This is a genomic window from Streptomyces sp. NPDC052036 (genome assembly GCF_040680495.1).
Lineage (GTDB): Bacteria > Actinomycetota > Actinomycetes > Streptomycetales > Streptomycetaceae > Streptomyces.
In genome coordinates this window covers 45,456-69,559 of record NZ_JBFAWW010000036.1, presented here as the reverse complement: position 1 = coordinate 69,559, position 24,104 = coordinate 45,456, and the positions used below count along the sequence as shown (strand labels likewise).

Here is a 24,104-nt window from a genome sequence, read left to right as displayed (position 1 = left end):
AGACGTATCAATCGCGAAGGAAGAGTGCATCGGTGAGCGTCGTCATCATCAAACGGCCGCCGCGGACAGCGCCCCTGGTCGTCCCGGACGGCGAGATCAGACTGGAGACGCCCCCCGAGATCCCGCGTGAGGGCGAGGAGAGCATGCTGATGACCCTGCTGCCCATGATGGGCATGCTGGGTTCGGTCGGCTTCTTCTTCATGCCGGGCCTGCCGTCCTATATGCGGGTGGTCGGCGGACTGATGCTGGCCTCGACCCTGGCCATGGCGATCGCCCAGTTCACCAAGTCCCGTCAGGGCGGCGGCGCCGGGATGGCGCAGGACCGGCGTGACTACTTCCGCTATCTGGAGCAGGTCCGCAAGGACGTGCACAAGACCGCCGATCTGCAGCGGCGCAGCCAGCTCTTCCAGCATCCCGACCCGGATCAGCTGTGGGCGCTGGCGACCGACGGCAGGCGGCTGTGGGAGCGGCGCCCGACCGACGGGGACTTCGCCTCCGTCCGGATAGGCCGGGGCACCCAGCAGCTGAACACTCCGCTCGTCGCTCCCGAGACCGCGCCCAAGGAGGAGCTGGAACCGCTGACCGCGGCGGCCATGAAGGCCTTCCTCGACGCCCATGGCAGCCTGTCCGACCTGCCTGTCTCCGTCTCGCTGCGCGCCTTCTACCACGTGACGGTGTGCGGAGACACCGACACGGTCTACGGCAACGCCCGCGCCTCCCTGGCCCAGCTGACGACGCTGCACTCGCCGGAGGACCTGATGGTGGCCGTGGTGGCGCACCCGTCCGCGGCGGCCGACTGGGACTGGATCAAGTGGCTTCCGCACAGCCAGCATCCGAAGGCGAAGGACGGAGCGGGCTCGGCCCGGCTCCTCTTCGACGACCTCGGGGAGCTGGAGGAGGCCCTGGCCGACCAGCTGGCGGACCGGCCGCGCTGGAACCGGGACGCGAACCCGGTGTACGACCAGCCGCACCTGATCGTGGTGCTCGACGGCGGCACGGTGCCGCCGGACTCCGAACTCGCCAGTGTCGAGGGACTCCAGGGTGTCACCTTCCTGGAGATCGCCCCGGGTGAGCTGGAGGAGGAGCTGCGCGCCGGTCTGACGGTCTATGCGAAGCCCAACGGCATGCGGCTGTACGTGGGTCACGAGTCCGCGTACACCGGCAAGGCCGATGTGCTGGGCGCCGCGCAGGCCGAGTCCCTGGCCCGGCAGCTCGCCCCGTTCCGGGTGGGCACCGCGGAGGAGGGCGAACCCCTGCTGTCCAACCTGGACTTCACCGATCTCATGGGCATCGGTGACGCGGGTTCCGTCGATGTCTCGCGCACCTGGCGTCCGCGCACGCTGCACGAGCGGCTGCGGGTGCCGATCGGTGTCGGCGAGAACGGCGAGCCGGTCATGCTCGACCTCAAGGAGGCCTCGCAGGAGGGCATGGGTCCGCACGGTCTGTGCGTCGGCGCGACCGGTTCCGGCAAGTCGGAGCTGCTGAGGACGCTGGTACTCGGTCTCGCGGTGACACACTCCTCGGAGACCCTGAACTTCATCCTCGCGGACTTCAAGGGTGGTGCGACCTTCGCGGGCATGGCGGACATGCCGCACACCGCGGCCGTCATCACCAACCTCGCGGACGACCTCACGCTCGTCGACCGTATGCGTGACGCGATCACGGGTGAGATGCAGCGGCGTCAGGAACTGCTGCGCACGGCGGGCAACTACGCCAATCTGCACGACTACGAGAAGGCACGGGCGGCGGGCGCGGCCCTGGAACCGATGGCCTCGCTGGTGATCGTCCTCGACGAGTTCTCCGAGCTGCTCACCGCCAAGCCCGACTTCATCGACATGTTCATCCAGATCGGCCGTATCGGCCGCTCGCTGGGTGTGCACCTGCTGCTGGCCTCGCAGCGTCTGGAGGAGGGCAAGCTGCGCGGCCTGGACACCTATCTGTCGTACCGGATCGGTCTGCGTACCTTCTCCGCCGCCGAGTCCCGTACCGCGATCGGCGTCCCGGACGCCTACCATCTGCCGTCGATCCCCGGCTCGGGTTATCTGCGCTACGACACCGACACCATGGTCCGTTTCAAGGCCGCGTATGTGTCGGGGGCGTACCACGGCGAGGGCCCGTCCCGGGTGAACCGCTCCACCCAGCTGCGGCCCGCGCTGTTCACGGCGGAACACGTGGCGCTGCCCGTGCAGCCGGTGGTCGAGGAGCCGGAGGCCGACAGCGGCGTGGACGACGCGCTCGCCGACACGGTCCTGGACGTCATCGTGGGCCGGATGGTCAACCAGGGACCGCCCGCGCACCAGGTGTGGCTGCCCCCGCTCGAGGAGGCGCCCTCGCTGGAGCAGCTGCTCCCCCAGCTGGCCGTCACCCCGGAGCGCGGCCTGACCGCGCCCGAGTACACGGCGCTCGGCCGGCTCAATGTGCCGGTCGGCCTGGTGGACAAGCCGTTCGAGCAGCGCCGCGACGTGCTCTACCGGGACTTCTCCGGCGGTGCGGGCCACGGTCTGTTCATCGGCGGTCCGCAGTCCGGCAAGTCGACGCTGCTGCGCACGCTCGTCTCGTCGTTCGCACTCACCCACACACCCACCGAAGTGCAGTTCTACTGCCTGGACTTCGGCGGTGGCAGTCTGATCGCGATGGAGGAGCTGGCGCACGTCGGCGGAGTCGCCAACCGGCTCGACGCGGAGAAGGTCCGCCGGACGGTCAGCGAGGTCGAGGGCATTCTGAACACGCGCGAGGAGTACTTCCGCGCGAACAACATCGACTCGATCCAGACGTACCGGCAGCGCAGGGCCGCGGGGCTGCTGCCGGACCAACCGTGGGGTGACGTCTTCCTCGTCATCGACGGCTGGGCGACCTTCAAGATGGACTACGAGCTGCTGGAGGCGGCCGTCACCGACATCGCGACGCGCGGTCTCGGCTTCGGTGTGCATGTGATCCTGACCGCCAGCCGCTACACCGAGGTGCGGCCCGCGCTCAAGGACATGCTGCAGAACCGCATCGAGCTGCGGCTCGGTGACCCGACCGAGTCGGAGATCGACCGCAAGGTCGCCCAGAACGTGCCCAGCACCATGCCGGGCCGCGGCCTCAGCCTGGACAAGCTGCACTTCATGACGGCGCTGCCCCGCGTCGACGGCTCCTCGGACACGAAGGACCTGTCGGAGGCGACGACGATCCTCGTACGCGGCGTCAACGACAACTGGCAGGGCAGCCACGCTCCGGCCGTACGGCTGCTGCCCACCCAGCTGTCGGCGGACCGGCTGCCCAAGGGGTACGAGCACCCGGCGCGCGGTGTCGCCATCGGCATCGACGAGTCGACGCTCGCGCCGGTCTTCGTCGACTTCGAGACGGACCCTCACTTCATCGTGTTCGGTGAGAGCGAGTCCGGTAAGTCCGCGATGCTGAGGCTGCTCATCAAGCAGATCACCGAGCGCTACAGCCCGGACAAGGCGAAGATCGTCATGGGTGACTACCGGCGCGCCCATCTGGAGGGTGTCCCGGAGTCGCATCTGTCGCGCTACTGCGCGTCGGCGCCCGCCCTGACGGAGACGCTGGAGGGCCTGGCCGGTTCGATGAACCGTCGCATGCCGGGCCCGGACGTCACACCCGAGCAGCTGCGCAACCGGAGCTGGTACAACAGCCCGGACGCGTTCGTCATCGTCGACGACTACGACCTGGTGGCGACGGGCATGAACCCGCTGGCCCCGCTGCTCGAGTATCTTCCCTTCGCCCGTGACATCGGCCTGCGCGTCATCATCGCGCGGTCCTCGGGCGGTGCCAGCCGGTCGCTGTACGAGCCGGTGATGCAGCGCCTGCGCGAACTGGGCGCCCAGGGCATCGTGCTCTCCGGCGACCGCACGGAGGGCGCCCTGCTCGGCAACATCACCCCGTCGCAACTGCCGCCCGGCCGTGGCTACTTCCACACGCGGCGGCGCGGGGGCCAGCTGATCCAGACCGGATGGCTTCCGGCGCGGTTCTGAGTTCCCGTCTGGCCCGGCACGACGATCGGAGGGGCGGCACCTGAGGGGTGCCGCCCCTCCGGCGTGTGTGGGGTTGGAGGGGATGAGGGGCCGGAGGTGGGTACGGCCCCGGCGTGCCCGCTAGGGTGGTCTGTCGAACAGTCGAACAAATGCCGATTCACGGGGGGCAGTTGTGGCCGACGACGGGCTGCGCGCCGATCCTTCGGTCCTCAAGGCCGAGGGCTACAACATGTTCACGGTGGGCCAGAACTTCGGCAAGGCGGTGGATAGCCTGCAGAAAGGGCTGACCGCGCTCGAAGGCGGCAACGGCACCCCGCCGTGGGGCGACGACGACATCGGCGAGAAGTTCGGCGTCGCCTACGAGGGCCTGCGCGACGGCATGTACCAGTCGATGGGCAGCCTGGCGGAACGGCTCGCGGGGATGGGGCTGGCCTTCACGGAGATGGGCGTACGACACGAACGGAACGAGGGCGACGAGGACGCCGCCTGGCGGACCATCACGGCTGAGTACGACGGTCAGGTGGACATGCCGACGGGGCCGCACCATCTGCGTCGTCGGCAAGAGGGCTGATCGGAAGGCGTACGACGGCTTGATCCGCGGTCGTGAGGCGGCTCGATCGGCAGCCGCCAGGAGGTCGCGCGCACCGCGGTCAAGCAGCCCGGCCTGCAACAGATTTGTGACAGCAATCCTCTGAAGTTGCTCGCGGGCCGGTACGTAAGCTGTGCGTACGGCTGTTCCATGCGCGATCTCCCCTGATGGGTGGGGGAGTTGGAAGCCGGTTGCAGACGGGGGTGTGTGCGCTGTGTCGATGATGCTGCCGGACGAACTCGAGTGGGTTCTCGAGATGCTCGGCTACCGCTGGCCGACGGCGGACGAGGACAAGCTCAGGGAGTGCGCCACCCTGTGGCGGAAGTTCGGCGACGACGTCACCGACCTGCACGCCTCGGCGAACGCCAGTGCCCGGACCGTGGTGGCTCACAACGCCGGCGAGTCGATCGACGCGTTCACCAAGGCCTACGCCAAGTTCGACGGCGGGAACGGCTCCGACGGCTACCTCGCGAACGCGGCCCAGGCCGCCTACACCATCGCAAACGTGCTGGAAGCCTGCGCGTACATCGTCGAGTTCGCCAAATGGGCGGTGATCGCCCAGCTGATCGCCCTGGCCTTCGAGATCGCCGCCGCCCAGGCCGCCGCGCCCTTCACCTTCGGCCTGTCCGAGGCCGGCGCACTCGGCGCCACCCAGGTCACTCGGCTGATCGTGCGTCGCCTCCTCGACGAGCTCAAAGAGGCGCTCATGGAATCGATCGTCGAGGCGATGAAGGAACCCGCCATCTCGGCGATCGAGGCGATCATCACCGACCTCATCCGGCAGACGGTGAATGTCGGCTTCGGCGCCCAGCAGGGCTACGACCTCGGCCAGACCGTGAAGGCCGGCAAGGACGCCGGCTGGCAGGCCATCAAGCAGACCCCCCAGACCCTGGCCGAGGGTGTGCGCGACAGCCTGGGCCAGAAGGCCGGCCACCGCTTCCACCACGCCATCGACAGCCGCATCGACGGCCATCACGCGTCGGGCACGGAGAACGGCGAGGGCGGGGACGGGGAGGGCGGGGACGGGGACTCCAACTCCTCGTCGAGGTCGTCGTCGGACTCGGACACAGGCACGGACTCGGGGTCCTCGTCCGACTCCTCGTCGTCGACGCACTCGGACACGAGCGGGCACTCGGACAGCACGGATTCGGGTACGAGCAGGGATTCGGGTACGAGCACGGATTCGGGTGCGGGGCGGAACATAGGCGCCGGTATATCCGCCGACACGGGTGGTGCCGGCCTGCACACGCCGGACGTGGGCGTGGGCCCCGGCTCGGACTCCGGTTCTGATTCCGGCTCCGGCTCCGACTCGGGTTCCGGCTCGCCGGACCCCTCCTCCTCGGACACGCCGGCCCCGCGGCACACACCGTCGCTGGCGGACTTCGACGACCCCACGCCCCGCGGAACCTCGCACAGCGCCCCGAACACCGACGTCTCGTCCGGTGCTCCGAGTACGTCCGGCACGGGCCACTCCTCCGTGTCCGGCTTCTCTTCACCGACCCCGCACGCGGCACCCAGCCATGTGTCGTCCGACGGTGCGGCGCCCTCGTCGGGCAGTGGCAGGGGCGGCGGCATCGGCACATCGATCGACAGCCTGGCCGCCGGCGTCCCCACCCAGTCCCACGCCTCCCCCACCCCGGCCGCCACCGACCACTCCCCCAGCGGAACCGGCGGCCGCACGGACGGCGGCTCAGCGATGCCCACCTCGCCCACGCCTCCGCCCACCACCGGCGGCCCGGGCCCGCGCCCGACGGCAAGCACACTCGGCACCACGTCCTCCGCGCCGGGCCCCACCAGCCCGGCCACGGCCCCGGGCCCGACGAGGAGTCCTTCCTCCACCACCCCGTCCGCAACGGGAACGGGCCCCGCGCCCACGCCGAGCCCCACATCCCAGACGACGCCTCGGACACTGCGAACCGCGATGCCGGAGGGCCGTATACCCGGCACGGGCGGCGGCCGAATACCCAGCGCGGGCGACGGCCGAATACCAAGCGGTGGTGACGGCCGAGTATCCGGCGCAGGTGACGGACGGCCATCCGGCACGAGCGACGGACGCACGCCTCGTACGACAGAGGGCCGCACACCCGGGACGGCAGAGGGCCGCACGCCCGGTGCGACAGACGGCCGCATCCCGACGCAGCGCACCCCTGGCACGGTCCCGGAGAGCCGAACTACACCGCGGGAAACGCCGGAGGGACGCACGACGCCCCGCAGCCTTCCGGAGGACCGCTCGACGCCCCGCAGTCCTTCGGAGGACCGTACGACGCCGCGGCCGGAGGACCGCGCCGCACCCAGGACGGACGACCGGTCGACCCCCCGCACGGACGAGCGGACGACGCCTCGAAACACCACCCCAGAGGACCGCACCGCACCCCGCAACACCCCCGGCACCACACCGAGCGACCGCACCGCACCCCGGAACACCACAGACGCGACCGACGTCCGCACACCCACCCGTGCCCAAAGCCCGGCCGCGGACCCGAGCCCGAACCGGAACTCGAACGCGGACCCGAACTCGCCCACGAATCGAACCGCCAACCAGACGCCCCCGCCCGCCACCTCAAGCAACACCGGCGCCAGCACTGGCAGCGGCAGCGGCAGCGGGCCGGAGCGAACCTCGAACCCGAACAGCAACACCTCGACCCCGAACTCCTCAACCCAGCCCGGCCCCACCCAGACCCCCCGTGGCTCCGGCACGCCCGGCGCTCAGAACCAGCCGGGCCCCCGCCCCACTCCCAACAGGCCGAACCAGCCCGCAGGCACGGCACCCGGCACCCCTCCGCACCCGAACGCCCCGCAGCAACCGGCGTCACAGCACCACACGTCGCAGACATCCGAAGCCGGAACGGACAAGCCCCGCGACCACGATCGACAGCACGACCATGTGACGCCCGTCCCGATCCACACCGTCGCTCCCGCCGCGGCACCCTCCACCCCGCCGTCGCACGCGGGCCACGCCACACCGCAGCCACCGGGCACGCCGCACGCCCAACCGGGCACGTCCCCCCAGCAGCACCCGCACCAGGACAGCCTGGACAACATCCGCAACGACCTGGACCATTACCCGGGCGGCCTGACCGACCCACACCCGGACGACCAGCAGGCACTGGCCAACGCGGTGCCGCACGAGCCCGACGGCACCCCGCAACGTTTCCCGGACCCCTTCGGCCACTGGTCCCAGCTCCAGAACGACGGCGGCAACCAAGTCCCCGGCCGCAGCAACAACTGCGCCGACTGCTCCCGTTCTTTCCTGGAGACCTGGTACGGCAATCCCCAGGTCTCGGCCCCCCGCACCCTCGACGTCGACGCACACGGCAACCTCGACCCCTGGTCCCCCGAGCACAACGCGAACACGAACCAGATCCGTTGGTCAGGCGCCGCGCACACCTACGCCGGCACCGGCAGCGACCCCGAGACCCCCAACCGCATCGCGTCGGACCTCCAGCAAGCCGGCCACGGCGCCGCAGCCATCGTCCAGGTCGACTGGCCGGGCGGAGGCGGCCACGCCTTCAACGCGGTCAACCACCACGGCAACATCATCTGGATCGACACCCAGAGCGGAGAGGTCAGCCACCAGCCCCTCCACATCCCCAACGCGGAACACGTCTGGCACATCCCCCTGGACGCCAACCGCAACCCGATCCACCCCACCCCAACGGACACCAGCACCTCCCACCACGGCTCGGACACCCCCCAAGAAGGAACCAGCACCCCCCACCACGAAACGAACACCCCCCAAGAAGGAACCAGCACCCCCCGCCAGAAGCCCGACAGTTCCCCCCAGGAAAACGAGAACCACAAGGATCCCGAGCCGAAACCGTCGAGCGAGTCATCGGACCACGTCCCCGGCGACGACTCCACCCACCAGTCCGACCCCGACTCGTCCAGGCCGGATCCACTCCCGACCACGGCCACCCACGACACCAACTCACCCGGGGGCATCACCCATCCCACCCCCGCGGAGCAGGAGGCCCACCACGACCGTCCTCAACGAGACCGGAAATTTCCGGCCGATCCTCCAAGCACCGATCGGCGTGCGCCGGAAGAGCCGGCGGGTAAAAAGTCCGACGACGATTCAAGCGACCCGTGGCTTGATGACGGGGACGGTACCGATCACGGAGAACACACATCCGCGCCTCCCGAAAGCTCGTCGTCGTACGAGGAGAGGCAGTCGGCGGATCACCAGCACTACGGCATGCTCGGCGACCAGGCACAGCAGGATCTCCGGGAGCGCAACGTCCACCAGATCGACCAAGAGCATGTGTACAACTACCTGGAGAACCTGGCCAATCACCACCATGATCAGATGCGCCAGTTGCTCGAGGGAAGCGAGAGCGGCACCACCTGGCGCCGCAGCGACTTGATGGCGCTTCCTGGCTTTGGGGACCTGAGCCGTGGCCAGCAATTGGCAACTGTGGCCGTCCTGGCGCGCCTCAGCATCCACTTCCACACAAACCAAGGAGTCGGCGCCAGCCCCCATCCGCGCGAGGGCGATAACTCTGCCTACAAATGGCGGGAAGATACAGAGCGAGAGCCGCTTCGGCCACGCGATGCCCTCCGGCAGAAGAACTACGACGGAGTCGACAACCATCGGTCATCGCGCGCTGCCGGGGTTCGCACCAAGTCGGACTTCTCGAACGTGGATGGTTCTGACAGCAAGAGCAGTTCGCCGGCTCAGCGCACGCGACACTACCTGGATGAAAAATACGGCGAGAGCGTTGCTGATCAGGTGGTTGCAGCAACCAGTGACATGAGACCCGACTTCTCCGGCCGGAACTTTGCCGTTATCGAGGTGTCCGACCCGCATACGGGAGAAACCCACTATGTGGCCGACAGTTCATTCAACTACGCGGGACCCCGTCCGGCACACTCAGAACCGCACATCGGTGGCTGGATAGAACGCCTCAATGAAGACCGAGCAGCCGAGGGAAAGAAACCCTTTGACGTAGTGCACATGTACACAGAGCGAGAACCGTGCGGACACCCCTCTGAATCCCCAGGTCACGCGGATTGCTCGGGATACATCTTGAAGTACATGCCCGAGGGCATGCCGATAAGCTATGGAACCGGATACCGGAAGGGCGAGCAGGTCGTTCCCTTCATCGACCCTCTGGGCCGAGAGGGAGTGAACACCCCACGCCAGGCAATGGATGCCGACTCCCAGCGCCATCTGAACAGGGTCTCAGATATCCTGAAGGCATACGCCCTCCCGACCCCCACGTCGGATTCCTAGAAACGACTTGACGTATGAGCACATCCGCCCCGGACCCGGCCGAAGTGTCACCCGAACTCGCCTTGAACCGCGCACTGCGGTGGATCGACAGGCCACGTGACAGCAGTGCCTGGTTGTGGTTCGGCGGCAAGGAGAGGGCCGGCAAGACCGAACTACTCCGCGAGATTTCCAGGCAGCAGCCCGATGCATTCTTCTTGGATTGCGCGGGCACGCCTTCCGAGGAGATCGCCCGCAAACTGGCTGATTCCTTTGGTGTGGCCGCACTCGATACCTATGGCCGTAATTTTTCGAATGCGGTAACCAGTATCTCCACGGGACCGGTGGTGCTCCTGGCGAACACTCAATGGGCAGGCAGTCTCCGCACCACACGTGAGCCGGAACGAGTCGTACATCAGGTGGTTCATACTCTCATCAGGAATCACAGGCGTAGCCTGGGGATGCGACTACTGATCGAGGTGGACCACACCGCGGACGTGATGGCATCCATGGGCGGCCGAGAGCTGACACTGGGCGCGCCCGGTGGAGACTACGCACAAATGAATCGTTCCGCAGACCCGGTCGAGGCCACAGCATTCCGTGCCCTCGCATTGGCCGAGTCCCGAACTGTTCCGCTGTCTGTCTGGTCGGTCCTGTGCTCAGCGCTTGGACACGACATCTCAGTCCAGCAATTGGAGCGGCTGACCTCATCGCGCTCAGCGGATCTACTGACTCAGACGAACAGTGAATTCGCCTGGGCGGGCGTCGCTTTCCGCCGCGAGTCCACTGCTCAGGTATGGCGTGAGACGGTGCCGCACGAAGAGGCAGAGCTCTTCCACGCAAGGGTGCTCTCCGCCTTGCGGTCCGCAGAACCGACGTCTGCGGTCCACTGGTACGTGCATCGCGCGGCCGCCGGCCACGCAGCCGCAGGCGGAGTCTTCGAGTCTCTGCTCCAAGACGCAACCATCATGGCCAAGGTCGGCCATCACACCTTGTTCGAGGCATTCGAAGCCGCCTACCACGGTGGCACCGTGCCTCAGTCAAGTCCCGCCGCCAACCTCTACTATCTCGCCGAACGCGGTGTCTGGCCTCATACACACGGTGAGTGGCTTGCCCTCCTGCATCACTCCCTTCTCAACCGAGGACCGGCAGATCGGGCCTTGGCCGATCGTCTCCTCGGCGCTGTCGGCGCCTCCACCTTGCCGTGGCACACCCTGTGGACACATGGCACCGGTCCCGGCACCGCCACCACGGAGAACTTGATCAAGCGGCCAAACGTACGCAAACTACATATCGTGCGCTCTGCATCTGCCCCCTTGGTCACCGCCACGGACGGTCAGGGCAACAGCAGCGTGTGGCGTCTGGACAACGGTGAGCCTGCCGTCGATCCTGACGACGCTCCCATGGCGCCGGAGTCCGTCGAGGCGGACCAAGGGCTTCAGGGGTGGAGGCCTGCTGGAGCGGCCGAAGGACACGTCGATGTACCGCGTATGCCGCGATATGTGCGACGCGCCGTTCGCACAGGTGACCGTGCTGTGATGTCGTCCAGCGACGGAGTCTTCGCCATAGCCGTCCACTCCTCGGAGTCGGGGGTACCGTCGGGAGTCCTGAAGAGGATGTTGCGTACTACCACCAGGCTTGGGACCGCCGACTTTCCCTCTGAGGCGCTACGGGCTCCCGCCGAGTGGTTCGAGAATGTCTGGGGTGCAACCCGGCTCAAGAGGCTTGCCCAGGGTGCCTTGCCCTCGAGACTCTCCGATCTCGGAGCACGCCAGTTCTTGACCGAGATCGGTTTCCCTCACATCAGCGGTTTCCTGGAACTTGAAACTCTGGATCTGTCCGTAACACATCTGACGGCTGTTTCCCATCCCTTGGTCGAGGATGGGACCGGGTTTCTGCTCGGGACCTGGCAGGGAGCGCACCTTCTCATCGACGGAAACAGTGGCAAAGTGTTGCAGGACGGATCCACCGGAATCAGCAACCCACTGGCCGGGAGCTCCCTGCGACAGTTCGTCACCATGGTGCGGCTCTATTACTGGTGGTTCGCCTCCGACTGGTCCGTCGAAGACGCGGAGGCCGACCTGCGTTCATGGCTCGCTCGCCTCGACCCCGAAGCTTACGCTGCTCAGTGCTGGCAACGCGTCTTCGAGGACTACAACTTCACGGATCGTGCCTGATGGGAATGCAGGTGGAATCACGATGTGATTCGGCTGTCCGGCCTACCGTGGCTCGACGGCAGACGATGTCGCACGCCGTCTGTTGGTGACTCAGCGTACCGACACCGTACACCTCACTTCACCGAAGATCATCAGAGTTGAGAGTGGCGGAGCTGGTAGGTCCCCCCGAACTCTGGACGGACCCAGACACTGCTTCGGCTGCGCGAGGCCGTCCCCGACGTGACGTGAGGTTGGAAAAGGCTCCTTGGGTGATTCGGCAGTCGGCGACCGGCGTAGTCGGCTCAAGTCGCAGATCGCAACAGCAATGAGCTCCCCGTATCCGCGGGCACCCGCCCTGTCCGAACCCGGGCAAGTGCCCTCAGGGGGCACCCTACAGCTCTGCGCACCACAACTTGGCTGTGTCCCACGGCAGATACCACCGACGCTCTCCCACGGGACCTCTCCGACATGGATAGCAATGTTCGGCAGGGCGCAGAGTACGGCCCGGTCATGCTCGGCGTTCAGGTTGTCGACGGGTTGCTGCCGTATGTCGGTGGGGGCGGATCGTCCGGCCTCAGGTGGAGTGCCGAGTCCGGCCTCAGGCGTTTGGGCGACGAGGTACTGTCACGCCTGAGGGAGATCCGGTGTCAAGGTCCTGGCCGCTTGCGCAGCAATGCCCTGAAGGTCTTGGTCGACTCGGACGGCGCCGAATGCCTCGATGCGGCCGACCGGTGCGCCGTGGAACGCCTCGTGCGAGTCAAGCTCCTGGACGAACTCCCCGTGAGTGTCCCCTCGGAGGCCGGCCGCTGGCCGGCCTTCCCGGCGGACCGGCTCGACGACGCCGTATCCGCTCTTGGACTGCACGATCCCTCGTCCGGTCACTACCGTCATGGGCGTGGCCGCCGCCACCCAGGCCGCAGACTCCCTGCAGTTCCAGGATCCCCAGGGCGAAACGCAGACCGCCTACCGGGTCTTCATCACGCCAGAGTTCGAGAATTGGCGCTCGTCCCTGCAGTTCAAGAAGTGGCGCATGCTGTGGGGAAACTCCTTTCTGGAGGAACTCGACGGTTTCCGGCTGGCCCGGAGACTCAGCCGGCGATGCGGAGAGGCCCACTTCTACAGCATCGACCCCTACAACGCCGCCGAGAACTGGTACATCGCCCGCGAGGGTCACCCTGTAAGAAGCTACGACACCTACGATTGACGCTGAGCCACGCAGGACTGGCGCAGCCTCGCAAACGCGCAGTGCGCAGGGTCGCCGTGGTGACCGTCCGTAGCCGTTGCGGTACGCGCGGCGGAAGTGGCTGGTGTCGGCGAACTGCCAGCGTGTCGCCACGTCGGCGACGGTGTACGAACTGCCGGGGTGGTCGAGTTCACGGTGGGCGCCTTCGAGACGACGTCGGCGTACATAGGCCATGACGGTCTCACCGTCGGCGAAGGCGCGATGGAGGGTGCGGACGGAGACGTTCGGCGCCTCGGCGATGGCGGCCGGAGTCAGGCGGGGTCCTGCAGCCGGCTGTCGGCGACGCCGCCGACCAGGCGGTGTTCCACCCGGGTGCGGTGGACGCCGGCGGTGCGGTTGGCGGGCAGGCGCGGATGCCGCACATGCGCGCGATGGCCGAGCCGGCGCTGCCACTGCTCGTGCAGGAGGTCCTGCCTGTGGGGATGGTGCAGCGGAACGTCGAGGGGCGCCCGCTGCCGCCACGCCGCTACGTCGACAGCTTCCGTCCGTGTCACGCGTGTCCCCGTCGCGCACCGATGTTCCTTCCGGTGCCCGTGCCGCGCTTCCTACGCTGCCGCCTACGCGATGAGCCCGTCGCCTCGGCCGACGCCGGGCCGCTCACGACTTCGTGTGCCGACACCGACCCCGCACCTCAGTGGAACCCTGTCGGGAACCTGCCCCTGCTCTCCCCCACGCCGGCCGACGAGGCCGACATCCGCACCGCGTTGACGGCGACGGCCGGAAGGCCCGCACCCATTCTCGTACGCCTACCGGGCCGCCGACGACCTCGACCGCGCCTCCGCCGAGGGCCGGCAACTCACGGTCGCGGAGCGAGCCCGGGTCTGTAGGGACACCGCCGTCGCCGCGATCCGCAGCCGCGAGGCGGTGGACCGTCTCGTCTCCGTGCCCGGCGCGAGCGCTTTGGCCCTCGCCAACCCCCTCCAGCGGATCCGAAGCGACCTGGGCACCGCCTCCCGCCACGGCGTCGTCAACCCCGACCTGGGCCGGGAGATCTACGGCCGCAGCCTGCCGGGCATCGGGGAACCGGCACGCCGGTACCGGGTGTCGTATCGATCATGACTGAAGGGCAAGGCTCCCAATCCGGAGTTCCGCCGGCCCGCCCTCTACAGGCGGGCCTTGCCGGAGACCTGCGAAAGCCGGCTGGCCGCACAGTCCGCGCAGTCCTCTCACGGCACCGGCATGCCGACCGGTGCCGGTTCGGGATACCGTCCCAAGCACCTGTCCCAGGACAGCCGCCAGCCGCACGGGCGAACTCCCGCAGGAGCGGTCCCGATACGACCACCACGACAAGGAGACCGGTTCCATGACCCCGGACACCCCGGCGGCTCCCCCCACCACCCCCGAGGAAGCCCTGGCCATCGTCCGCAGCCGGTACGCCCAGCCGAAGCTGCCCGACGGCACCCCGGCTGCCCTGAACGTCCACGAGTTCGACATCGGCTATCTGGTGTACGCGGCCTTCCCGCCCACCACCGACGCCGAAGGCCGGCCGCAGCCCTCGGCGCCGGGTGGCAGCAAGATCGTGGTCGCCAAGGACACCGGCGAGACCGTGACCGTCCCCAACTTCCCGACCGAGGCCGCGATCGCTCTGTACCGCCGTCAGCGTCAGGCGCAGCAGCCGAACGCATAGCGCTCGTCGGCGCCTAAGATCGAGGCCGGATCGAGGGCAGATCGACGTCGTACGCACATGCGACCGCGAAGGCGAAGGACGGGGAACGGGGAACCATGAGCGGCTCGACCGAGGACTACGCACCGCACCCCCACATAGGCGGCCGGACCGCCGCACTGCGCGCGCTCGCCGCGTGGCGCGGGGCCGCGCCCGGCGTGCCGCGCGTGGTCGTGGTCACCGGCGACTCCGGCAGCGGGCGTTCGCGGCTGCTCACCGGCTTCCTCATGCTGTGCGAGCCGGAGTTCCGCAAGCAGCTGCCGCTGGATGCGATGGATCCGTCGACGGTGCCGCCGGAACTTCCGGCCCCGGCGGTCCCGGCCCCCGACGGGCTGACCGCCGCGCAGGTGCTGTGGCTGCTCGCCGACCACTACGAGTTGGACGCCACGAGCACGCAGGGCGTGTTCGCCGAACTGGCGGCACTCGACGAGCCGGTGACCGTCGTCGTGCCGGATGCCGACCGGGCCGGTCCGGTACGGGCCGCGGGCGAGCCCGCGCGGCTTGTGCGGGAGGTGCTGGCGCCGCTCGCCGCCACCGGGACCGTACGGCTCCTGGCCGAGGTACCGCGCCCGCTGGTCGTCGAGCTCGCCGCGGGTCTCGCGCGCGGCACCGTACAGATCATCGATCTCGACGAGCCGGAGTGGGCCGACCCGGAGGGCCTCGTGCGGCACGCCCAGGCGGCGCTGAGTCCGGAGTTCGGTGCGCCCGAGCTGCCGTTCACGGTCGATCCCGCCGCCCGCCTCGCCCTCGCCGCGGCCATAGGCCGCCGGGCGGGGACGAGTCCGCTGGTCGTTCAACTCGCCGTTCAGGGTGTTCTGATGGCACCCGAGGGCTTCGATCCTGCCGACGAGAGCTGGTTGCCGACCTCCGTCGGGGAGGCCCTCGATCTGCATGCCGGGCGGCTCGGCGCCGATCCGCAGACGCTACGGCTGATGCTGGCACCGCTCGCCCTGGCCGAGGCCGACGGCATACCCGTCCCTCTGTGGGCGCGGCTGGCGAGCGCGGTCGCGGAACAGGACATGAGCCAGGCCATCGCGGGTGGGATGCTGCTCGCCGGGCCCTTCGTGCAACCCGAGGAGCAGCCGGCGGAGGGGGAGCGGGGCGGCGGACGTACGCTGCTCCGGCTACTGCACCCCGCCATCGGCGACGAGATCCGCGCCGGTCTGCCGAACCTCCACACCGCTCAGACGCGGATAGCGATGGCCCTGCTGGAGGCCGTGCCGGAGCAGGACTGGAGCAAGGCCGACCCCTACGTACGCGACCACATCGCCGGTCACACCCTGGAGGCAGGTCTGCTGCCCCAACTCCTCACGGATCCGGGGCTGTTCGTGCACGCCGACCCGGTGTCGCTGCGTGCCGCCGTCGAGGCCGTACCGGTGGAGGCGCTCGGCGCTCCGGCCCGTACGTACCTGCGTACGGCTCCCCTGCTGACCCGCACCCAGGTGCCCGCCGCGCTGCGCGCCGCCCTGCTGGAGACCGCGTTCGTCGAGGACGGCCTGCCCGAGTACGCCGACGCCGTCCAGCGGCTGGGCTTCGAGTTGCCCTGGCGGACGCTGTGGAGTCTGCCCGTCGCCGGCGTCAGCGCCGTGACCGTCGGGGGCCTTCCCCGTCCCGAGGGGCCGGCCACGCCCGTCGCCGTTCTCGTCGTACCCGCGGACACTCCTGGCGCGCGTCCGGTCGCAGGAGCGGGTGAGGTCGAGGTGAGCGCGACCGGTGAGATGGGCGAGACCAGCGCCGCGGAAGGGGCCGGCGACACGGACGAGACGGGCCGTTCCGCCGTACTCGTGCACGATCTCCTCCAGCCCCACTCCCTCGACGAGATCGATCCCGGGCAGATCCTGCGCCCGTCCGAGGACGAGCGGGCCGCCGCCCCGCTGGGGCTCAGCCGGGGCGCCGACTATCTGCGTGTCTGGGACCGGGCGAGCGGGGAGGTCGTGGCCGCGCTGATCTCCGACACGCCCTTCGTCGCTGCCGACCTCTCCCCCGACGGCATCCTCGTCGTCGCCACAGAGCGCGGGGCGAAGGCCCTCCACCTCCGCCCGGCGGCCTCGACGATAGCCTCGTAGGACATCCGCAGACGTCCCCCCGGCCTCCTCTCTTCCTTCCCCCACTCTCGACCGACTTCGAAGGAGCCTCCCCGTGACCAGCCAGGAGCAGGCGCTCGCCATCGCCGACCGGTGGCTCAACCCGGAAGGCTCGGCGGCGCCGCGTCGTGAGGTCGGGATGCGGGAGTTCGATCTGGGGTGGGTCGTGTGGGCCGCGCCCGGAGCCCCCGACCACGACCCGGTGACCGGGGAGCGCCGCGCGCCCGCCGCGGTCGGCGACGCGTGCGGAGTCGTCGACCGCCGCACCGGCGAGCTGACGCTCTGGCCGTCGGCGCCGGTCGAGGAGGTCGTACGGATGTACCAGCAGAAGCACGGCGGCGGCACGCAGGGCGGGGCACCGGCGGTGGACGCCCGCCCGGTCACCGGCCCCGGCAACACCGCCGTCATCACCTACACCGACCCGGCGAACGGCGAGGAGACCACCCTCTTCCGCACTTCCGGGCCGGGCCTGCCCCCCGCCGAGTACCAGGCCTGGGGCGAGCTGCGGCGCATGAACGTCCCCGAGAGCAGTGTTCTCGCGATCCACACCGACCTGCGCCCCAGCCTGCTCCCCGGCGGCTACACCGCCGAACTCCTGAATCAGTTCCGCAACGCCGAACTCTCCTGCTCGCAGAACTACGGCGCCCGCCCCGAGGACCGCGCGGAGGGCATCGCCGCCCTGGTCGAGCAGGTCGAGATCATGCACCGGATGGCCGGCCAGCAGCCGCCGCCCCGCCCGCACCGCCTCCCCGTACCCGCGCACGCGAGGCTCGCGGAGCCGATGCCTGACGTGGCCCTCGGCCGCCATCTCGTGGAGGTCTTCGGCCAGGAGGGCGTACGTCGCTACGACGCCGACGACGTCGCCGAAATCCCGCTGCCCGAGGCCGCCAAGTCGACGCTCGCCTGGGCCGGTGTCCCCGCCGACCTTCCGCTCTTCTTCACTGCCGACCGGCCCGACGCGCCTCCGGTCGGCGGCCTGTTCACCGACGTCGCCACGAATCTGCGCGAGCGCCGCAGCCCGGCCGGCGAGGAGAAGATCGGCGCCCTGGCCCATCTGGTGCGGATCGGGTTCGACGGCGCCGCGGTGGTCGCGGTGCAGTGCCTGCCCGGTACAACGGAACCGGACGGCCTCGGTGCGCTGTGGGCGGTGGACCCGGTCACCGCCGACGCCCGCTACATCAACGTCTCGGTCGCCGCCTTCGCCCGCTGTCTGGCGCTGCTCTCCACCACGCGGCAGCGGATGCAGGGCCTGGACCCGGCCGCGGCGGGGGCGGCGGTGGCGGCTCTGCAGGAGCAGCTCGCCGCCATCGATCCCTCGTCGCTGGGAAACCCGGACACGTGGTGGTCGCTGATCGTCGAGCAGATGTGGCACGGGCTGTTCTGATCGGTCGGCCGACTCCGCATCAGTACAGCGAGAATCCGCCACTGTGCCGCGCCTGGCCCTTCTTCGCGGACTGCGCGGACTGGCCCTCCGCCCTCTTCGGCTCGGACTGCCCCGAGGAGGGTTCACCGCTCGTCAGTGCCTCCCCGTGCCTGATCTGCTCGCGTTCCTCCTCGGAGAGCGACTCCCACTGGCCGCGCAGGGGCGCCAGCCCCTCGCCCAGGGCGTGGGCCGCCGTGGGGTCGTCCAGGGCGTTGCGCAGGGCGAGGCGGCCGGAGAGCAGCCTCTTCGCCGCCTCCTGCATGTCCTTGCCGACACCGTCGGTCTCGGACAGCTTGCGCAGGGCGGAGTTGAGAGAACGTGTCTGCTCCGGTTCGAGTGCCTCGTCCAGCACACCGGGGTCCTGCGAAGCGCCGTGCGGATTAGTTGAGTTCGCGGGTCGCCTGGTCATGTCGCTTCTCCTCGCTGCCCTCGTCTCTCGGACACCCGAAGTATCTCCCGTCCTGCACGGATGCCATGCTGACCCCCACCGGCCGAAGGGGAGAAGGACCTTATTGTCATGGCTCAGACACAGGGCACAGCACAAGGCAAAGGCGTCGATCGTTCCCTTGCCGGTCTCGTCGGCAGAGCCTTCGGCCGCCTCGGGCGCGCGGGCGGCCTGGTCTTCCTCCTCGCCGGCCTCGCCCTGAGCGGATGGGGCGCGTACGAGGGGGCGTACCTGGCGGGTTGGGCGGGCACGCACGGCACCCTGACCGTGAAGCAGTGCGAGGTGAGCTACCCGAACAACGCCTCCCGCAGCCACCGCAAGAACCGACGCCCCGTCCGCTGCGAGGGCAGCTTCGTGTCCGACGACGGCAAGAGCACGGACGCGGGCGCGGCGGTGCAGGTCAGGCGGCGGTACGCACCGGGCACCGAACTCTCGGTGCAGCAGACCGGCACGGCCACGACGAGCACCTCCGCGGACGGCGACTATGTGCAGAGCGGCATGGACCGCGCCTGGCGCTTCTTCAGCGCCTTCTTCGGCGGCTGGGTCCTCACGGGCCTCGGCGTCTTCTGCCTCGCCACCGGATACGCGCCGTTCGGCCAGAGTCGTATCTCCTTCGACGCGGCATGGGAGTCGGCGGGACGGGGAGTGACGCGCCGGATCGTGATCGGGATGCTGGGTGTGGGGCTCGCCGGAGCCGGGGTGTCATTCCTGGTCAGCTACTTCGTCTGACCTGCCCCGATGGCGACCGGACCGAGGGCAGAGGGATAGCCTGCGTTGATCAACTTCTCGTTGATCTCTGTTCGTTCAGTCATCACGCAGTCAACTACGGGGTCCTCCAGGCATGTCGACGCCTCCACCGCAGTATCCGAACCAACCGCCGTATCAGAGCCAATCGCCGTACGGGCAGAACCAACCGCCGTACCAGAACCAACCGCCGTACGGGCAGCCCCAACAGCCGTACGGACACCCGCAGCAACCGCAGTCTCAGCGAGGGCCCCAGCGCCCGCGACCGGGAGGTCCGCTGCGGGTTGTGAAGTCCGTCGCCATCGTCGTAGCGATCTGCGCTGGTCTGGCCTACTACGTCTGGGACTACAACACCAGCCCCACCGGCGGCAAAGCGAAGGCCGAGGCGTCGGCGTCCGCGTACGCCGAAGCCCACGACCCGGAGATCGGCGACTGCGTCAAGGTCAAGGACCCCCAGGGCGTGCCGCTTCCGACGGTCGTCGACTGTGGCTCCCCCGATGCCCAGTACAAGTTGGGCGAGATGCTTCCCGGCAAGGGCATGCACTGCGCGTCGGAGTACGACTACGGCATTCAGTACCGCAATGGCCAGAAGTTCAACTACACGTTGTGCTTCACCAAGGTCTGAGGTTCGGCTCGCATTCCGACCGTCTGCCGCCGTCCGCAGGAGCGGGCGGCGGCCGCCTCTTCCGGCGACCGCTGACCGAGTGCGGTGGTGACCCGCAACCCGCCAGGCACCGGCCCGAGTTCACCTCGTAGAGCGTGCTTTCTAGTGCTCTGAACGCATAGGTTCGCCGGGTTGGCGGTGGTCCCGGTTGGATGTGCGCTGACGTCCGATCCGACTGCTGGGGGTGCTGTGGTGGCCGAGCCTGTCCGTGTGCGCAGATTGACCGACCAGGATGGGCAGAAGCTGCAGCAGATCGTGCGCCGGGGCAGCACCAGCTCGGTTCGCTCTCGGCGCGCGATGATGCTGCTGCTGGCCTCCGCTGGCGGGAACCGGGGGCCGGGGGCCGTTGATCGTCCAGCTGGTCCAGGCCGACGAGAGCACACTGTCCGGGACGTGATCCACCGGTTCAACGAGATCCGGCCTGGCCTGCCTGTCCCCTTAGTAGGCGGGAGGCCGTCCCCGGCCATCAACTATCTTCTCCTCGCCCAGTTCCTGGTAGAGGTGACCGGCACGACGGCCGACCGGTACTTCACCCGACACGTCACCGAGCGCGCCAAGCTCTGGCACACCGCGTTCCCGCCGGCCGATACAACGCACCGTCTCGGTCGTCTCCCAGGAGGGAAGGATCGTCGACTACGGTTTTGGCCCGCACCCGACGGGGCGCTGGCCAGAGCGTCTTCCGGGGCCGCGGCGGCGCCGTCTGGGGTGGTGGCACGCTCACCGTGATCCGTGCCGAAGGCAGCCGGCAGACGTCCGTCGCGGTGAATCTGCGGAGGGGGAACACGCTCGGCTCCGCCGGTAAGCCTCAATCCCCGTCCACTCGGTTGCGCGCTTGCGCGTCCGTACCGCGTGGCGATGTACGGCTGACGGACCGAGGAGGAAATCGGTGGAGTCGGCCCCACACTGGAGCGGTCGACAGCCCCGCTGACCGTGCAGCGCGGCGACAGCCCTATGGAACACCTCGCAGAGGCAAGGGGGTCAGTTGACCGGCAGTTCGTCGTTCTCCCGTCGGGAGGCTGTGCCGAGCAATGTACGTGCGACGTCTTCCAGTGATTCGAGCAGCGGGTTGGGGTCGTCAGCGCGCGTGACGAGCACGACCTCGCAGGGATCGATGTCGATGACGGGCACCAGGGCGATGTCCTCGCGCACAGCAGCGCGTCGATCGCCGGCAGGGAAGATCGCGACACAGTGGCCGGTGGCGATGAGTTCCAGCTTGTCCTCGTAGCTGTCGTCGATTGCGGGCGGGGGTGGTGCCGGGCGGTCGCCGACCGGCTTGGGCGTGCTCCAGACAACCGGAGTGCTGAGGCAGGCCACCAGTTCCTCGTCCGACAGAGCCCGCAGGCTGACGGGTTTCTCGTTCGCCAGATGATGACTCGCCGACGTGACGAGTACCCGCGACTCCTCATGGAGCTTGGTCACCCGGAAGCCGTCCGTGGGCAAGGGCAGGGGTCTGTATGCGACGAGCGCGTCGACCCGCCCCTCGGCGAGGGCGTGCGTGTCCCGCCAGTCGAGGTGCCGGGTGCGGACCTGGCCGTCGGGGTGCCGGCGGCGCAGTTCCTGCACACAGGCGGTGATGACCAGCCCTTCGGCGTAGCCGACGGTGATGGTACGGGGCTGGACGGCGGCTCTGGCCGTGTGAGCGGCTTGCTCGGCCTCTTGGAGCAGCATCCGGGCCCTGGGAAGGAAGGCCTGACCGGCGTCGGTGAGGCTGCTGCCCTGCGGCGAGCGGTCGAAAAGCCGGACACCGAGCTGAGCTTCCAGTCGCTGGATCTGGCGGCTCAGCGACGGCTGCGCCAGGTGCAGCTTGGTGGCGGCCCGGCCGAAGTTGCCGTACTCCGCCACGACCGTGAAATAGCGCACGAGCCGCAGATCAACGTCCATTCGCCCAGGGTACGTCGCGCGCCGCCATACGCCTGGGACATGACGGCATACGGAACAGGTCTTGGACATGGTGTGCGGGTGGATATTTGGCTGGAGGGCATGACCACTTATGACGGCAAGAAGATCGTGATCACGGGCGGAAGCAGCGGTATTGGCCTGACTACGGCCCGGTTGTTCGCGGACGGCGGGGCGCACGTACTGATCACCGGCCGCACCAGATCCACCCTGGACGCCGCGTTGGAGCAGTTGGGGAACAAGGCGATCGCCGTCCGTAGCGACGCCGCGTCCCTGAAGGACATCAAGGCGCTGGCCGGCACGGTCCAGGAGCGGTTCGGCGCGGTGGACGCGCTGTTCGTCAACGCCGGCGTCACTGCGTCCGCGCCGTTCGGCTCGACGACGGAGGAGATGTACGACGAGCTGTTCGGCGTCAACGCCAAGGGCCCGTACTTCACAGTGCAGGCGTTGGCGCCGCTGTTGCGCGAGGGAAGCGGCGTGGTCCTCACCACGTCGGTGGTGAACGTCCTGGGCCTCGACGCGCTCAGTGTCTACTCGGCGAGCAAAGCAGCCCTGCGGTCGATGACGCGCACCCTGGCCCGCGAGCTGCTTCCGCGCAAGGTGCGCGTCAATGCCGTGAGCCCCGGCCCGATCGACTCGGGCATCCTGGACCGCTCCTTGCTGCCCGCCGACGTCGTCGAGGCGACGAAGGACACCTACCGGAGCACCAACCCGATGCAGCGGCTGGGGACGTCCGAGGAAGTGGCCGCCGCAGTGGCGTACTTGGCGTTCGATGCGACCTACTCGACGGGAACGGAGTTCCCTGTCGACGGAGGGGCTTCGCAACTCTAGGTGCTCTGACCACATAGGTTCGCCGGGGCGTCAGGGCGCGGTGGAGGGGGGCGTCCGCCCCAGCGGATGCCCTTCTCGCTGCGGATGCGGGCGCGCTCGCGGCGTTGAGCGGTCAGCACGTCGGGATGGCGGGTGTTCTGGTTCCGCCAGCGTAGGTAGGCGTGCACGGATCGGGTCTGCACGGTGTGGTTGCGGTGGTTGGAGTTGGCGACGGTGAACTGTCGCAGCGGCCCGAAGCAGGCTTCGATCGGGTTGGCCCAGGACGCGTAGGTCGGGGTGAAGCACAGCTCGACCCGGTGTTTCTTCGCCCAGCGCCAGGTCTGCTTGCCTTTGTGGGCGGAGAGGTTGTCCAGGATGACGTAGACCGGGGCTCCGTCCGGGCGGGCCGCGCGGATCGACTTGAGCGCGGCCAGGGTGTTCGCGACGCCCTTCTCGGCGTGGTTGACGCCCCACAGGGTGTCGTCGCCGATGGAGTAGCAGCCGTGGAAGTAGCGGACTCCGTGGGTGCGGTGGTAGGTCGCGGGACGACGTTCGGGGCGGCCCTGCTCGGACCAGCACGACCCAGCGGTGGGGCGGATGTCGAGCGGTCCGTACTCGTCGAATGCGAAGACGCGGTCGGGGAAGCGGTCCAGGACCTCTTCGATGCGGTCGAGCTTGGCATCGCGGTCGGAGTCCGGAGACTCTTTCCAGGTCTTGGTGCGCTGGAAGGTGATGCCGCGGCGGGCGAGGAGGCACCGTAACACCTCACGGCTGATCCGGCTGACGCGGCCGTGTACTTTCCGCAGGCAGGCGGCGAGTTCGCGGATGGACCAGCGGGTGAAGGGCTGGCCGAGATTGGTCGGGCCGGTGGCGGCCGTCTCGATGACGAAGTCCTCGTCGTCAGGGCTGAGCAGGCGGGGGACGGCCTCCCGCCCATCGAGGGTCCAGACAGGCCATTCCGATCTCGTTGAACTGGTGAATCACATCCCGGACGGTGTCCTCGTCGCCCTGCACCAGCTTCGCGACCACCGGCACCCGGTTCCCGCCCGCCGACGCCAACAGCATCATCGCGCGCCGATAGCGAACCGAACTGGTGCTGCCCCGGCGCACGATCTGCTGCAACTTCTGCCCTTCCTGGACGGTCAACCTGCACACACGGACAGGCTCTGCCACCGCACCCCCCACAGTCAGACGGACATCA

General features: G+C 68.8%; 15 protein-coding genes and 3 pseudogenes. 13 read left to right on the top strand and 5 right to left on the bottom strand.

Annotated features, from left to right (window positions below; translation table 11 throughout):
* The first annotated feature begins 32 nt into the window (after positions 1–32).
* The 5 genes from eccCa to AB0L95_RS33665 all read left to right on the top strand — a co-directional run bounded on the left by eccCa (position 33) and on the right by AB0L95_RS33665 (position 13,135).
* Entirely contained in the window at positions 33–3,977 is a 3,945-nt protein-coding gene (gene eccCa / locus AB0L95_RS33685) for a type VII secretion protein EccCa (protein ID WP_365168410.1), read from the top strand.
* 172 nt (positions 3,978–4,149) lie between these two features.
* Positions 4,150–4,548, top strand: coding sequence for a hypothetical protein (locus AB0L95_RS33680; RefSeq protein WP_365168407.1), 399 nt, complete (start codon positions 4,150–4,152; stop codon positions 4,546–4,548).
* Between the two features lie 238 nt (positions 4,549–4,786).
* Positions 4,787–9,799, top strand: coding sequence for a toxin glutamine deamidase domain-containing protein (locus tag AB0L95_RS33675; RefSeq protein ID WP_365168449.1), 5,013 nt, complete (start codon positions 4,787–4,789; stop codon positions 9,797–9,799).
* Between the two features lie 14 nt (positions 9,800–9,813).
* Complete coding sequence (locus tag AB0L95_RS33670; RefSeq protein WP_365168404.1) at positions 9,814–11,952, top strand: SUKH-4 family immunity protein; 2,139 nt, start codon at positions 9,814–9,816, stop codon at positions 11,950–11,952.
* 874 nt (positions 11,953–12,826) lie between these two features.
* Positions 12,827–13,135, top strand: coding sequence for a hypothetical protein (locus tag AB0L95_RS33665; protein WP_365168454.1), 309 nt, complete (start codon positions 12,827–12,829; stop codon positions 13,133–13,135).
* A gap of 66 nt (positions 13,136–13,201) precedes the next feature.
* Here AB0L95_RS33665 and AB0L95_RS33660 read toward each other — a convergent pair.
* Both AB0L95_RS33660 and AB0L95_RS33655 read right to left on the bottom strand, forming a co-directional pair.
* Positions 13,202–13,414, bottom strand: a pseudogene (locus tag AB0L95_RS33660) (helix-turn-helix transcriptional regulator); the annotation flags it as partial.
* An 11-nt stretch (positions 13,415–13,425) separates the two neighbouring features.
* Positions 13,426–13,668, bottom strand: coding sequence for a hypothetical protein (locus AB0L95_RS33655; RefSeq protein ID WP_365168451.1), 243 nt, complete (start codon positions 13,666–13,668; stop codon positions 13,426–13,428).
* A 265-nt stretch (positions 13,669–13,933) separates the two neighbouring features.
* On the opposite strand from AB0L95_RS33655, the pseudogene AB0L95_RS33650 reads away from it, so the two are divergent.
* From AB0L95_RS33650 to AB0L95_RS33635, 4 genes and pseudogenes are all read left to right on the top strand, one after another.
* Positions 13,934–14,233: pseudogene (locus AB0L95_RS33650) on the top strand (hypothetical protein); the annotation flags it as partial.
* 244 nt (positions 14,234–14,477) lie between these two features.
* A complete protein-coding gene (locus AB0L95_RS33645) occupies positions 14,478–14,801 on the top strand; it encodes a hypothetical protein (RefSeq protein WP_365168401.1) in 324 nt (107 codons plus the stop codon).
* Between the two features lie 95 nt (positions 14,802–14,896).
* The gene (locus tag AB0L95_RS33640; RefSeq protein ID WP_365168398.1) at positions 14,897–16,903 is read left to right on the top strand and encodes an ATP-binding protein; all 2,007 of its coding nucleotides are present in this window, start codon (positions 14,897–14,899) and stop codon (positions 16,901–16,903) included.
* Between the two features lie 73 nt (positions 16,904–16,976).
* Positions 16,977–18,305, top strand: a complete 1,329-nt coding sequence (locus AB0L95_RS33635) for an SUKH-4 family immunity protein (RefSeq protein WP_365168396.1) — start codon at positions 16,977–16,979, stop codon at positions 18,303–18,305.
* 19 nt (positions 18,306–18,324) lie between these two features.
* On the opposite strand, the gene AB0L95_RS33630 is transcribed toward AB0L95_RS33635, so the two are convergent.
* Positions 18,325–18,753, bottom strand: a complete 429-nt coding sequence (locus AB0L95_RS33630) for a hypothetical protein (protein WP_365168394.1) — start codon at positions 18,751–18,753, stop codon at positions 18,325–18,327.
* Positions 18,754–18,861: 108 nt separating this feature from the next.
* Between AB0L95_RS33630 and AB0L95_RS33625 the strand changes: the two genes are divergently transcribed.
* The 3 genes from AB0L95_RS33625 to AB0L95_RS33615 all read left to right on the top strand — a co-directional run bounded on the left by AB0L95_RS33625 (position 18,862) and on the right by AB0L95_RS33615 (position 20,923).
* A complete protein-coding gene (locus AB0L95_RS33625; RefSeq protein ID WP_365168391.1) occupies positions 18,862–19,518 on the top strand; it encodes a hypothetical protein in 657 nt (218 codons plus the stop codon).
* Between the two features lie 301 nt (positions 19,519–19,819).
* Positions 19,820–20,158 carry a hypothetical protein gene (locus AB0L95_RS33620; RefSeq protein ID WP_365168388.1) on the top strand — a complete coding sequence of 113 codons (339 nt, stop codon included), beginning with the start codon at positions 19,820–19,822 and terminating at the stop codon, positions 20,156–20,158.
* A 336-nt stretch (positions 20,159–20,494) separates the two neighbouring features.
* Positions 20,495–20,923 (top strand): serine hydrolase, encoded by a 429-nt coding sequence (locus AB0L95_RS33615; protein ID WP_365168446.1) that lies wholly within the window; start codon positions 20,495–20,497, stop codon positions 20,921–20,923.
* A 252-nt stretch (positions 20,924–21,175) separates the two neighbouring features.
* Here the strand turns inward: AB0L95_RS33615 and AB0L95_RS33610 are convergent, their stop codons facing one another.
* Positions 21,176–22,078 carry a LysR family transcriptional regulator gene (locus AB0L95_RS33610; RefSeq protein WP_365168385.1) on the bottom strand — a complete coding sequence of 301 codons (903 nt, stop codon included), beginning with the start codon at positions 22,076–22,078 and terminating at the stop codon, positions 21,176–21,178.
* A gap of 99 nt (positions 22,079–22,177) precedes the next feature.
* Between AB0L95_RS33610 and AB0L95_RS33605 the strand changes: the two genes are divergently transcribed.
* Complete coding sequence (locus tag AB0L95_RS33605; protein WP_365168382.1) at positions 22,178–22,924, top strand: SDR family oxidoreductase; 747 nt, start codon at positions 22,178–22,180, stop codon at positions 22,922–22,924.
* Here the strand turns inward: AB0L95_RS33605 and AB0L95_RS33600 are convergent.
* A pseudogene (locus AB0L95_RS33600) lies at positions 22,921–24,076 on the bottom strand (IS630 family transposase). The gene AB0L95_RS33605 and the pseudogene AB0L95_RS33600 overlap by 4 nt on opposite strands.
* Between the last annotated feature and the right edge of the window lie 28 nt (positions 24,077–24,104).

What these genes read in the sequence shown, in the direction of transcription:
- AB0L95_RS33675 (WP_365168449.1), top strand. Translation starts at nt 4,787, where the DNA reads ATGATGCTGCCGGACGAACTCGAGTGGGTTCTCGAGATGCTCGGCTAC.
- AB0L95_RS33670 (WP_365168404.1), top strand. Translation starts at nt 9,814, where the DNA reads ATGAGCACATCCGCCCCGGACCCGGCCGAAGTGTCACCCGAACTCGCC.
- AB0L95_RS33645 (WP_365168401.1), top strand. Translation starts at nt 14,478, where the DNA reads ATGACCCCGGACACCCCGGCGGCTCCCCCCACCACCCCCGAGGAAGCC.
- AB0L95_RS33640 (WP_365168398.1), top strand. Translation starts at nt 14,897, where the DNA reads ATGAGCGGCTCGACCGAGGACTACGCACCGCACCCCCACATAGGCGGC.
- AB0L95_RS33630 (WP_365168394.1), bottom strand. Translation starts at nt 18,753, where the DNA reads ATGACCAGGCGACCCGCGAACTCAACTAATCCGCACGGCGCTTCGCAG.
- AB0L95_RS33625 (WP_365168391.1), top strand. Translation starts at nt 18,862, where the DNA reads ATGGCTCAGACACAGGGCACAGCACAAGGCAAAGGCGTCGATCGTTCC.
- AB0L95_RS33615 (WP_365168446.1), top strand. Translation starts at nt 20,495, where the DNA reads ATGATGCTGCTGCTGGCCTCCGCTGGCGGGAACCGGGGGCCGGGGGCC.
- AB0L95_RS33610 (WP_365168385.1), bottom strand. Translation starts at nt 22,078, where the DNA reads ATGGACGTTGATCTGCGGCTCGTGCGCTATTTCACGGTCGTGGCGGAG.
- AB0L95_RS33605 (WP_365168382.1), top strand. Translation starts at nt 22,178, where the DNA reads ATGACCACTTATGACGGCAAGAAGATCGTGATCACGGGCGGAAGCAGC.